General features: G+C 51.2%; 9 protein-coding genes and 1 pseudogene. 2 read left to right on the forward strand and 8 right to left on the reverse strand.

Features of this window, described 5'->3' with window-relative positions; translation table 11 throughout:
- Window positions 1-449: 449 nt before the first annotated feature.
- The 5 genes and pseudogenes from cirA to yieE all read right to left on the reverse strand — a co-directional run bounded on the left by cirA (window position 450) and on the right by yieE (window position 6737).
- A complete protein-coding gene (gene cirA, locus EC843_RS06385) occupies window positions 450-2420 on the reverse strand; it encodes a catecholate siderophore receptor CirA (protein WP_064544996.1) in 1971 nt (656 codons plus the stop codon).
- Between the two features lie 267 nt (window positions 2421-2687).
- A pseudogene (gene araD, locus EC843_RS06390) lies at window positions 2688-2765 on the reverse strand (L-ribulose-5-phosphate 4-epimerase); the annotation flags it as partial.
- Between the two features lie 150 nt (window positions 2766-2915).
- Window positions 2916-4385 carry an amino acid permease gene (locus tag EC843_RS06395; RefSeq protein ID WP_064544994.1) on the reverse strand — a complete coding sequence of 490 codons (1470 nt, stop codon included), beginning with the start codon at window positions 4383-4385 and terminating at the stop codon, window positions 2916-2918.
- 205 nt (window positions 4386-4590) lie between these two features.
- Window positions 4591-5700, reverse strand: coding sequence for an SDR family oxidoreductase (locus tag EC843_RS06400; RefSeq protein WP_064544992.1), 1110 nt, complete (start codon window positions 5698-5700; stop codon window positions 4591-4593).
- A gap of 170 nt (window positions 5701-5870) precedes the next feature.
- On the reverse strand, window positions 5871-6737 hold the full coding sequence (yieE, locus tag EC843_RS06405) for a DNA-binding transcriptional regulator YeiE (RefSeq protein WP_064544990.1): 867 nt from the start codon (window positions 6735-6737) through the stop codon (window positions 5871-5873).
- Between the two features lie 104 nt (window positions 6738-6841).
- Between yieE and EC843_RS06410 the strand changes: the two genes are divergently transcribed.
- A complete protein-coding gene (locus tag EC843_RS06410; protein WP_121815216.1) occupies window positions 6842-7891 on the forward strand; it encodes a YeiH family protein in 1050 nt (349 codons plus the stop codon).
- A gap of 66 nt (window positions 7892-7957) precedes the next feature.
- Window positions 7958-8815: a deoxyribonuclease IV gene (nfo, locus tag EC843_RS06415; RefSeq protein ID WP_133522076.1), complete on the forward strand. Its 858-nt coding sequence runs from the start codon at window positions 7958-7960 to the stop codon at window positions 8813-8815.
- A 51-nt stretch (window positions 8816-8866) separates the two neighbouring features.
- Here the strand turns inward: nfo and fruA are convergent, their stop codons facing one another.
- The 3 genes from fruA to fruB are packed head-to-tail and all read right to left on the reverse strand — an operon-like array spanning window position 8867 to window position 12643.
- Complete coding sequence (fruA, locus tag EC843_RS06420; RefSeq protein WP_133521935.1) at window positions 8867-10558, reverse strand: PTS fructose transporter subunit IIBC; 1692 nt, start codon at window positions 10556-10558, stop codon at window positions 8867-8869.
- 16 nt (window positions 10559-10574) lie between these two features.
- Window positions 10575-11513 (reverse strand): 1-phosphofructokinase, encoded by a 939-nt coding sequence (gene fruK / locus EC843_RS06425; RefSeq protein WP_064544984.1) that lies wholly within the window; start codon window positions 11511-11513, stop codon window positions 10575-10577.
- Window positions 11510-12643, reverse strand: a complete 1134-nt coding sequence (gene fruB, locus EC843_RS06430; RefSeq protein WP_133521936.1) for a fused PTS fructose transporter subunit IIA/HPr protein — start codon at window positions 12641-12643, stop codon at window positions 11510-11512. The genes fruK and fruB overlap by 4 nt, the downstream gene beginning before the upstream one ends.
- Window positions 12644-12842: the final 199 nt, after the last annotated feature.

Raw genomic sequence — 12842 nt, forward strand, 5'->3', positions numbered from 1 at the left:
CACCCCGGCCCTCTCCCACAGGAGAGGGAGAAAACTGGGCTATCCCCTCTCCCTCAGGGCTGTCTCTTAGTCACAACTTTGAGGGGCGATTTAAGCCGGACCCGAAATTCAAGGTCAAAGTCAAAAGCCAAGGCGGTTTTGACTTTGTTCCCGGCTTCAATCGCGCCGTTTTTTACCCTTCAGTCGGGGTCACGTGGTCGGGAACCACGTGAGAGAGCGATCGTCGGGAACGAGTCGCGAACGACCCCGAATGTTGGGTGAAAAACGGTGTTTACCGCTTGCGGCGATTGATTTGCCGTGCGCCTGGATTATCAAGGGGTTGGCGTTAACCCCTTGATTCGTTCACCGTTTGCGGGAATCACAGAGATAACTGAACGCACGAGTGAACGGAAAATCAGCGAGGCTTACAGATCTCACCCTGACAAGATTGCCAGGGCGAGGGGGGAAAATCAGAACGTGTAATCCACCGCCATAAAGTAACGACGACCATCTTCGTTATAACTGTAATCGTCGCGGCTCAAATCTTTATCGCCGAGGTTCAGCACACCCGCGCGCAATTTGATGTCTTTCGTCGCCTTCCATGCCGCACCGGTATTCCACACCACATAACCGCCAGGTGTTGGTGCGCCATCAGTCGTGGCACGCTGCTCGCCGGTGTAGTTCGCAGAAACATAGAACGACCAGTCATCCAGCGGCAACCAATCCACCGTGCCGTTGGCGGTATGGAATGGCAGTGAAGCCAGCGGCTTATTGCCACCGCCACTCAAATCTCGCCCATCGTTATAGGTGTAATTCAGCGTCAATTTCCATTGATCGTTGAATGGCACTTTCACCTCAGTTTCTACGCCACGAACACGCGCTTTGTTAACGTTGTAATATTTGAAAATTGGCCGACCCGCGCTGTCAAAACCAACAAAGTTTGGATACGACGGCGCCAGTGCACGGTTCTGCGTGCGGTTAATATCAATCATGTCGTCGAGGTTGTTCTGGAAGGTGGTGATACTGCCAGACACACCATCCAGTAGACCTTCATCGCCTGCGTAATACAGACCGAACTCGAAGCTCTCACTGGTTTCTGGTTTCAGATCGGGGCTGCCGACAATCTTACAAGAGCCACGGCAAGAGTTGCTGGTCCAGTCGGGACTCAGTTGCAGCAACGATGGCGCTTTAAATGCCGTTGCCCAGCCGCCTTTCATGGTGATGGTATCGGTCGCGCTATACACCAGATAGGCACGCGGGCTCCAGTGATCGCCGTAAGTTTCGTGGTCGTCCATACGTACGCCGGTGGTCAACGCCAGCGGTTCGAAAATCCGCCATTCATCTTCCAGGAACAAGGCGTACTGGCTGGCAGAGGTTTCGCTGCTGTTACTGCCGGAGAGGTTAACTGGGTCAGTTAATTTATCGTGACGCCATTCGCCGCCAAAGGTCAGTAATTGGTTGATGTCGCCCAAAGGCAGCACCAGTTTGCCGTCGAGGCTGTTGTTGCGCGAGGTGATAGGTGAACTGTTGCCTGGATTGAGGTTATCGATTTTATCGCCATAAAAACGCAGTTCGGTATTGCCGTAATCCCAACGCCCGTTATGGGAAATCGAGTAATCCTGGCGCTCCATACGGTTTTTATTCAGCGAGTCAGAATCACGGTCCTGGCGGTCAAAACCATAACCAAAGCTCATGTCCTGGTTTTCGGTTGGCGTCAGGGCAAATTCCGCACTGCCGCTGCGCGTGGTATAGCCTTCAATGCGCGGCGTTTCACCCGTAGTACTGGTGCTGGAAGATTCTTGTTTGTCTTTTTCGCGCTTGCCAAGGTTGCCGTAAACTTTGACGCCGAGCAGGTTGTCGATGATGGGGCCGCTGGCAAAGAAGTTGCTGTTATAAGAATCCCCGCGATCGCGATTTTCCTGAATGGTGGTATCTGCCGTCACGGTGCCGTGCCAGGCCTTGCCCACTTTGCGCGTAATAATGTTGACCACGCCGCCTAACGCATCGGAACCGTAAAGTGAAGACATCGGCCCACGCACCACTTCGATACGTTCAATGGCGTCAACCGGGATCCAGTTCAGGTCAAAATCGTTATGACGGAAGACGGCATTACGCGAGTTCACCCGCTTGCCATCCACCAGAATCAGCGTGTAGCTGCTGTCCAGACCACGAATACTGACGCCCTGGCGGTTATCCCCTTCATTAGTCAGTTGCACACCTGGGACTTCCTGCAAAACATCTTTCAGGTTCTGGATAGGCTTTTTCTTCAGATCTTCTTGAGTAATAACGCTAATACTGGCTGGGGCATCTTTGAGGTTTTGCTCGGTGGCAGACGCAGTCACCACCATCGTGTCTTCACGTTGTTCGGCAATTACCGGAAACGCAGCGGTGATTATTGACGCGCAGAGTCCTCCCCGGACGATGGGATTCAACCTTAACATTCCTTTCTCCATGAGGTGAATTACAAGCTAAAAGGCTCACATTCCTTGGTGCGTCGCCCGCTACATTGGCAAACGACGTCGAACCTTACTCACCGACATCCAGCCGGGGTAAAGCGTGGCGACACCATAAATTAAACGAGAATGGTTATCAATCAAATTGTTAAATTTTGTAAGGTATCGAGTGCAGTTGTAACGGCAGGAACGGGGTTTGTAGGGCGGATAAACGAAGTGTCATCCGCCATTGTGAAGTGAATTATTGACCGCTATTTATTGACCGTAATAGGCGCTTTTACCGTGCTTACGCAGATAGTGTTTATCGAGCAATTGCGGCTGCATATTGCCGACTGATACCCAAGAAACGGCGGTACGGCGAAGGAATATCCAATAGATAATCAGGGTAAAAAAGGGCTTTCTTGATAAATAAAAAAGGGCAACGAATATATCGTTGCCCTTTTTTTATTAACGAACCTTGTAATATTGTCGGTTCGAAATTTATTACTTCTTAAACGTTTTTGGGAAGGTCATTTCGCTGTATTTCACAAAACGAGACCCTTTGGTAATTTTGTAGCCGAACCAAATTGCCAGGAACAGCGGGATACCGATATAGGTCGCTGTCACCCCAGCCCAGTCAATCTTATCGGCCAGGAACGCTTCGTAGTTCTGGCCCAGTGTGATAATCAGACACAGGGCGAAGGCAAAGATAGGCCCGACAGGGAAGAAGCCTGAAACATACGGCAGGTCGTTGAGATCCAGCCCTTGCTTCACATAACCACGACGGAAACGGTAGTGGCTGATCGCGATACCTAACCAGGCAATAAAGCCAGTCATACCGGATGTGTTCAGCAGCCACAGGTACACGGTCTGGTTGCCATACATTGATGTCAGGAAGCACAAGCCCGCCACAACCGTGGTTGCATACAACGCATTACGCGGCACACCACCAGCGGACAGCTTAGAGAAAATACGTGGCGCTTTGCCATCACATGCCAGGGTGTAAAGCATACGAGTCGATGCGTACATCCCGGAGTTACCCGCTGACAGTACTGCAGTCAGGATAACGGCGTTCATCACTGCCGCAGCTGAGAGCAGACCTGCATGTTCAAATACCAGAGTGAACGGGCTAACGCCGATGTCTTTCACATCGTTACGCAGCAGGCTCGGATCGGTATAAGGAATGATCAGGCTGATAATCAGAATCGCGAACACATAGAACAGCAGGATACGCCAGAACACCTGACGCACAGCGCGTGGAATGTTCTTACCCGGATCTTCAGATTCACCCGCAGCAACACCGATAAGCTCAGTCCCCTGGAAGGAGAAGCCGACGATCATCGCCACACCAATCATGGCGGAGAACCCACCCGCAAATGGCGCATCGCCTACCGCCCAGTTGCTCCACCCCGCAGGTTGTGCACCTTTGAAGATGCCAAGAATCATCATCACGCCGACAATGATAAAGATGATAACCGTCGTCACTTTAATCAGTGAGAACCAGTATTCTGCTTCGCCAAAGCCTTTAACAGAGATGTAGTTGAGCAGGAACATGATGCCGAGGAACAACGCACTCCAGATCCAGCCTGGGGTGTCCGGGAACCAGTAGTTCATCACCAATTGTGAGGCGACCAGGTCAACCGCGATAGTGACTGCCCAGTTGTACCAGTAGTTCCAGCCCAGCGCGAAGCCGAAGCCTTCTTCAACGTATTGCTGCCCGTAGGTGGCAAACGAACCAGAAACCGGCATGTATGCCGCAAGCTCGCCCAGGCTTGTCATCAGGAAGTACACCATCAGACCAATCAGCATGTAGGACAACAGCGCGCCGCCAGGACCCGCCTGAGAAATGGTTGCACCAGAGGCAACAAATAGCCCGGTACCGATGGATCCGCCAATGGCGATCATCGTTAAGTGGCGCGCTTTTAGCTCACGTCGTAAGCCAGGCGCTTGTGTTGTTTGATCTTGAGAAACCATAGAAAATTGCGGTCCTTCCAAAAAATGAGGCGCGATTGTAGCAAACCAGCCCTATACATGTAGTAGAAATACGAAGTTATAAGAGAGCTTCATGATCGGAGAAGAATTATAAGTAACGCACTTATGATAGTAGATGAAAAGAGGGAGTGAGCCAGGCTGTCGTGCTACGCGGGAATCCATTCCCCATGCGGTTTGGCGGGTTATTTTATTTAAAATCAACCTTCATTAATTCAGGGATACTGAAATCGCGGGTGGTGTCGACACAGCGATTAATGTAGTCAACGAAGCGCGGCGGCGGCGACATGCCTAAATCCAGCAGTTTTTTATTCGAGAAACGCACATTTAACATCGAGAATTCACCGTATAAACGCATCGCTCTTAGCATAAGACGCTCGTTACATGGCCCATAAATAGTTTTGAATTCTCTACGGTTTTTGACAAGCTCGCTATAATCTACTTGCTGATAAGTCGCATAAATAGGGTTCTGATCTAATGCAGCTGCCATAGCGCGGTCAATTTCAACAAATCGGGTACTTCCCGTATCCCCGGCAGAAATATGGTAAACCTTGTCAGTGAGTTCAATATGTTGAGTTAATAACAACAAAGCTTCAGCGCAGTAATCCACCGGAATCACATCAATCTTATCTTCCATCGCGCACATGAATTTCCCAAGCATCAGAGCCATACGGAATACCCAGAAAATACTGCTGGATGGACGACACCCTTCTTCACTGTGGCCGACTACAATCGACGGACGTGCAATCACCAGCGGGAGCTGCGGGCATTGTTCGACGATTAATTGTTCGATGGTGGATTTAGACCAGGTGTATTGCACCAAATGCTCTTCTTCAGGCTTACGTGTCATGCTCTCAGTGACCAGGGTTCCCGCCTCAGGCACGCAAGACATAGCAGTTCCCACATGCACAAAGCGCACTAAACCAGAAACATCAGCCATGCGTTTAACGAATTTTAGTGTGCCTTCAACATTCACTTTCCAGATTAATGCGTTATCACCAAATGAAGCGACGGCAGCGGAGTTAATAACATGAGTCACCGAGGAAAGTCTTTCATCATTCAAAAAGTCTTCGGAATAAGCCAGGTCACCCAGCAATATATTTTTTTCATTAATTTTAGCGAGTAGTGTTTCGTTACACCCAAAATTAGCCAGGTTATTTCTGACACGAGCGACACCTTCACCAGCCGTGTTTGCTCTAACCAGTAGCAGAATGGATTCAAAAGATGAATCTGATAGCGCCCGCGCCAATACAGCGCCGCCCAGAAAGCCTGTTGCGCCGGTAATCAGTAGTTTGCTCATATTGAAATACTCTGAATTTAAAAACGCCATACTATGTGGCGCTTTATAAACAGCGAATCAATAAACGCAGCAATATAAAATAGATTTACGGTTAATCGTATTTTACACTGCACTGACTCCATTAATTAACTTTCGTTTAATTACGGTGTATTGATTTATATAAACCCATCTTACTCATCGCAATATTTCAAAAAACGCTGTAAGGCGTTGGATATATGCTTCTGGCGATGGTGAATACGATACAGCGTCCGCACCAGGCGTGGTAACGGCACAGGCACTTCCACCAGCGATCCCGCGGCCAACTGTTCTTCAATCACCCGACGTGACAGGCAGCTAATGCCCAGGCCATGACGCACGGCGTGTTTAATCGCTTCTGAATTGCCTAATTCCATACAAAGCTGGAATTGCGGCAAATGCGATAACAACAGGTAATCAACGATTTCACGCGTACCGGAGCCTTTCTCGCGCAGGATCCACGGCTGTTCCGCCAGGCTATCCAGGGTGATCGGCTGTTGCAAGAAAGGTGCACTCGGCGGCGCAAACACCACCAGCTCATCTTCAAGCCAGGGCTCGGTGACCAGATCCGTCATATGGCTCGGCCCCTCTATCAGGCCAATATCGACACGGAAATCTGCCACTGCGTTAATCACATCCTGGCTATTACCGACGTTCATTTCCAACGGTAGCGCCGGGAAATCACGGCGATAGTGGGCAATCATTTCCGGCAGAATATAGTTGCCGATGGTGCTACTGGCATAAACGCGAATCGCGCCGTTATCTTCTTTAAATAACTGTTCGACTTCCGTTGCCTGTTCCAGCAAGCCCACGACGCGCGGATACAGCAAACGACCATGTTCGTTGACCACCAAACGTTTACCAACACGATCAAATAGCTGCACACCCAATTGCCCTTCGAGATCGGACAGCGCAGCACTTACTGCCGACTGCGACAGCGACAGCATCTGTGAAGCCTGGGTGGTAGAACCGCTTTTGAGGACTTCGGCAAAAACTTCGAGTTGCCGCAGAGTGATGTGCATCGTGATTGCGCCTTAACACTTATTCAGATTGGTTATAAATATATAATCAATTTTATTTTTAAGCCAGCAAGCCATACACTTTTGCCAACACTAAGGAGAAGGTTATGGCTACGTTATCAATTCCCACTCATCGTCATTCATTGTGGCATTTCCTGCCAGGTCTTGCGCTTGCAGGCGCAATTACTGCGCTGGCACTGTGGTTGGGTAACATTCCTTCCGTTGCGGGCCTTGGCCTCGGAGCACTAACTCTCGCCATTTTATGCGGGATGGTCATTGGCAATACGCTGTACCCAAAAATCTGGCAACACTGTGATGGTGGCGTGCTGTTTGCCAAACAACATCTGTTGCGCCTCGGCATCATTCTTTATGGCTTTCGACTGACGTTTTCGCAAATAGCCGATGTCGGGGTCAGCGGTGTGATTATCGATGTGCTGACATTAAGCAGCACCTTTGCCCTCGCCTGTTGGTTAGGTCAGAAAGTGTTTGGTCTGGATAAACAAACCAGTTGGTTAATTGGTGCCGGTAGCAGTATTTGTGGTGCCGCAGCGATTCTGGCAACCGAACCGGTAGTTAAAGCTGAAGCCAGTAAAGTTACGGTAGCTGTAGCGACGGTGGTGATTTTCGGCACGCTGGCAATCTTTATTTATCCGATGATTTATCCGTATGTGACGCACTGGTTTACACCGGAAACCTTCGGGATTTATACCGGTTCGACCATGCACGAAGTGGCGCAAGTGGTGGCGGCGGGTCATGCCATCAGCCCTGAGACTGAAAATGCTGCGGTAATTGCGAAAATGCTGCGCGTGATGATGCTGGCTCCGTTCCTGATTTTCCTGGCCGCTCGCGTTAAGCAGTTGGCTCCGGCAGGTCAGGCGCAGAAAAGTAAAATTACCATCCCGTGGTTTGCAGTGCTGTTTATTGTCGTCGCGATGTTTAACTCGCTACACCTGCTGCCAACATGGGCTGTCAATGCCTTGATAACACTGGATACTTTCATGTTAGCCATGGCAATGGCCGCGTTGGGTTTGACCACCCACTTCAGCGCGCTGAAAAAAGCCGGTGTGCGCCCGCTGTTGATGGCCCTGGTGCTGTTTATCTGGCTCATCGTTGGGGGTGGTGCGATTAACCTCGGCGTGCATCATTTTATGTCCTGATATTTCCTGCCTAACCCGCTATCATTATCGCTTTCCCGGTAGCGGGTTTTGACAGGAGAAAGAATGATGAAGTTTATTGGCGCACACGTTAGTGCCTCTGGTGGTCTGGAAAATGCCGCGATTCGCGCACACGAGCTTGAAGCCACTGCTTTTGCCCTGTTCACCAAAAACCAACGTCAGTGGCGTGCCGCGCCGCTGACCGAAGAAGTTATCAGCAATTTCAAACGTGCCTGTGAAAAGTACCATTACGGTCCAGGCCAAATCCTCCCCCACGATAGCTACCTGATTAACCTCGGTCACCCCGTTGAAGAAGCGCTGGAAAAATCCCGTCAAGCCTTTATTGATGAGCTGGAACGCTGCATGCAGTTGGGCCTGTCACTATTGAACTTCCATCCGGGCAGCCACCTGATGCAAATCCCTGAAGAAGAGTGTCTGGCGCGTATCGCGCAGTCGATTAACATTGCGCTGGATAAAACCAAAGGCGTGACGGCGGTGATTGAAAATACAGCAGGCCAGGGCAGCAACCTTGGCTTCCGTTTTGAACATCTGGCGGCGATTATTGATGGCGTAGAAGATAAATCACGCGTTGGCGTGTGTATCGATACCTGCCACGCCTTTGCTGCGGGATATGACCTGCGTACTGAAGCTGATTGTGAAAAAACCTTCGCTGAATTCGAGCGTATTGTTGGCTTCAAATACTTGCGCGGCATGCACCTGAATGACGCGAAAAGTGCCTTCGCTAGCCGTGTTGACCGTCATAACAGCCTCGGCGAAGGCAATATTGGCCACACGCCGTTTAGCTGGATCATGCGTGATAGCCGCTTTGACGGAATTCCGTTGATTCTAGAAACCACGAACCCGGATATATGGGCCGAAGAGATTGCGTGGCTGAAAGCACAACAGCATCAAGAAGCTGCTGCATAAGCAAAAAAAAGCTCCCGGTGGAAACCGGGAGCTTGAAATCAGTAAAGTGTATTACACCGCTTTAACCGCTAATTCAGTTTCTGAGCGTTTGAGGAAGGCGTAAGACAACCCTGCCAGCAAGGTACCTGCCACAATCGCAATCAGGTAACCGACAACCGGTGTAATCGCGCCAGGAATCAGCAACACAAACAGACCGCCATGTGGCGCCATCAGTTTGGCACCCACCGCCATGGAAATCGCACCTGTCACTGCACCACCAATGATACAGCACGGCAGAACACGCATTGGATCACGAGCCGCGAACGGGATAGCCCCTTCGGTGATAAAGCACAGGCCGAGAACCATCGCCGCTTTGCCGCCTTCTTGTTGTGCTTTGTCGAATTTACGACGCGCAACAAATGTTGCCAGGCCCATCGCTAACGGTGGCACCATGCCAGCAGCCATAATCGCCGCCATTGGTGCGTACGTTTGAGTGCTGAGCAAGCCGACGCCAAAGGCGTAAGCCGCTTTATTTACCGGCCCGCCCATGTCAGTACACATCATACCGCCAAGGATTGCGCCCAACAGAACCGCATTCGCCGTGCCCATGGTTTGCAGCCAGTGAGTCAGACCCTCGAGGATTTTCGCAACCGGCGTACCGATCAGATAAATCATCGCCAGACCCACAATCAGGCTTGAGAACAATGGAATGATGAGGATCGGTTTCAGCGCTTCCATACTGGTTGGCAGTTTCAGCTTAGTGCTGATCAGCTTCGCAATGTAACCTGCGAGGAAGCCCGCAATAATACCGCCGATAAAACCTGAACCAGTACTAACCGCTAACATACCGCCGATAAGACCTGGCGTCAGGCCTGGACGGTCAGCGATAGAAAACGCGATGTAGCCCGCCAGAACAGGAACCATCAACGCAAAGGCTGAACCGCCACCGATTTGCATCAGTGCCGCCGCCAGCGTACCCGGCTCTTTAAACGCTTCGATACCGAAAGCAAATGACAGCGCGATACACAGACCGCCCGCGACTACCATCGGCAACATGAATGACACACCGGTCAACAAGTGGCGATAAGCGCCCGCAGACTCTTTCTTGCCTTCTTTGGCGGCAGTGTTGCTTTGCCCAACCGCTTCATAAGGTGTCGCTTCAGCAACGGCTTTATCCAGCTCCTGCGCGGTTTTCTTCAGCGCCAAACCGGTTGAGGTGCGGTACATCGGTTTTCCGGCAAACTTAGCCAGATCCACTTCGATGTCTGCCGCAACAATCACCAAATCCGCTTGCGCGACTTCTTCTGGCGTAATCGCATTACCCGCACCAACCGAACCGCGAGTTTCAACCTTTACCCACCAGCCGCGTTTTTTCGCTTCGGTTTCAATGGCTTCAGCAGCCATAAAGGTATGCGCGACGCCCGTTGGGCAAGCGGTTATGGCAACCACACGTTTCGGCCCTTTAGCCAAAGCCACAGGTGCTGCGTTTACCGGTGCCGTGTAAGGTTTGGCTTTGTCTTTCGCTTCACCTAAAAACAGTTCCGGGTGCTGAACTGCACGGTCAATATCACCCAGATATACCTTTTTGCCGTTCAGCGAGCTATCTGCAGGAATGGCATTACCTACCACAATCGCCATTTCGGCATCGTTCGGGTTGTCGATAATCTGTAGACGCGCCTTCTGAGCTGCGGAACCCAACAGCGTTTTAGCGAGGTAAGCGCGAGCCTGTCCAAGACCAGGTTCGATAATCAGCAGCGTTTTCATTGTTCCTCTCCTGCTGTCAGTTAAAAGGTTTCAGATCAACACGAGCCATCATGGCCGCCAGTTGAGTACGATCGGTAATACCGACGTTGCTCTGACTTACCGCCAGTGCCGCAACTGCCGTCGCCAGGCGTAAGGTATGTTCACTGGATTCACGCATTAACAGGCCGTAGATCAGCCCACCGACCATGGAATCCCCGGCACCTACGGTGCTGACGACTTCACAACTTGGTGGTTTCGCTATCCATTCACCGGATGCGTTAACCCAAAGTGCGCCTTCAGCACCCAGAGAAATCACCACATGAGCAATCCCCTGTTCACGCAGCGCGTGGGCAGCATCAATCACATCTTTCATATCCGGAAGTTTACGACCTGCCCAGATTTCCAGTTCACGGCGGTTCGGTTTCACCAGCCATGGTGCCGCTTTCAGACCGGCGACTAATGCTTCGCGGCTACTATCGAAAATAATGCACGGACACTGGCTGCGCAGACGGGTCATCCAGTCGGTGAAGGCTTCTGGAGAAACACCTGCGGGTAAGCTGCCACTGACGCAGACCATGTCGAACTGACCAAGCCAGCTCAGGGAATCCGCAACAAAGCGATCCCAATCCGACTGCGTGACTTCAAAACCAGAGAAGTTGAAATCGGTAACTTCACCGTCCTTCTCGGTTAGCTTAACGTTGATACGGGTACGGCCCTGCACCACCTGAAAACGGTTAGCAATGCCCAGTTCGCTGAACAATTGCTGAAAACCATCCTGGTTGTCTTTACCCAGGAAGCCGCCAACGGTAACGTCGATGCCCAGATCTTTCAGAACCTTAGCAACGTTGATGCCTTTACCCGCAGCGTGCAGGCCAGTGGTACGTACCAGGTTAACTTCACCACGTTCAACTTCCGGGGTGTAACCGACAAGATCGTATGCCGGGTTCAGAGTAATTGTTGCGACGCGACGACTCATGCTGCCCCCTCGCCAAGACCGGCTGCGACTGCTTCACCAATCGCTTTCAGCGCTTGTTCAGCATCATCACCTTGTGCGGTAAAGCGCAAGTGATGGCCTTTCTTCACGCCAAGCGCCACAACTTTCATCAGGCTGCGGCCATTGGCAGGCTTGCCGGTGCCATCAAGGTTGGTCACGGTTATCTCACTGTTAAATTGTTTAATGGTGTTCACCAGCACGGTGCCCGGGCGAGCATGTAAACCGTGTTCGTTACGGATCTGGAATTCGGCGCTCAGGCTATTTTGTGCAGGCGCTGCGTCACTGGTCAGCAGCGTCAGCAACTCTGGCGCATCTGCGTTCAGCAAGCGGTCAGCCGTGTTGTTGATCAGCATGTCGCTCAGGCGGTTAAGGACCTGTAAGGGTTGATCGTCGGCCACAGCAACCGTCATCAAAAGCGATACCGGCTGGCCTTCAGTTTCAAATACAGCAGCAGGACGGCTGATAGCGACAGCGCTGGCAAGATTGCCTTCTGTGCTGTCGTTCAGCCAGATGCCCTGGCCTAAATAAAGGGGTTTGCTGGAAATAACATGGCTAACAAATTCGGTGTTTGCCGCACCAGCCTGTTTGATGCGCCCGGCATTTAATGCTTGCAGCGTCATCAAGTCGGTTGCAGTGACATCCAGCGCCAGTAGTGAGTTATCGAACAGCAAAGATGAAGACTGTTTTTCGCCCATCAGCAAAGCGCGAAGTTCTTCTGCTGAAGTGGCGTTTTTAAGTTGTTCAGCTACCTCGTCATCGCTTAATACATGTGTCAGCTGACGCAGTAAACCGAGGTGCTCATCAGAGCTGGCGGCGATACCAATAGCGACATAAGCAGTCTGGCCTTCGCCCCACTCGATCCCTTGTGGGAACTGGAACACCTGAACGCCGGTTTTCAATACTAAATCGCGGGTATCAGTGGTGCCGTGCGGAATGGCAATACCGTTACCCAGATAAGTAGAGGTTTGCAGCTCGCGAGCCAGCATACCTTCAACGTAGCCAATGCTGACATTGCCAGCTTGCGCAAGTGCTGCGGCAACCTGACGTATCGCTTCTTCTTTATTTCCGGCGCTAGCACCGGGATGTATGTCTTGCACAGATAACTGGAACATGGTTCTCCTCTCCTGCTGAATTGAAACGATTCAGCTGCAATGAGAAAAAATGCGCCATCCCACTCCTGATACAAAATAAGACGACGCTGAAACGTTTCAAGGAGTGTGAAGATTCCCCGCGATTCAGGCAAGTCATGTTGTGATTTCGTTGCCGAAATTTAGAGGTTACGCACATTTTTACCGCGATAGTCGCGGCAAT

The organism is Buttiauxella sp. JUb87 (assembly GCF_004361975.1).
GTDB lineage: Bacteria > Pseudomonadota > Gammaproteobacteria > Enterobacterales > Enterobacteriaceae > Buttiauxella > Buttiauxella ferragutiae.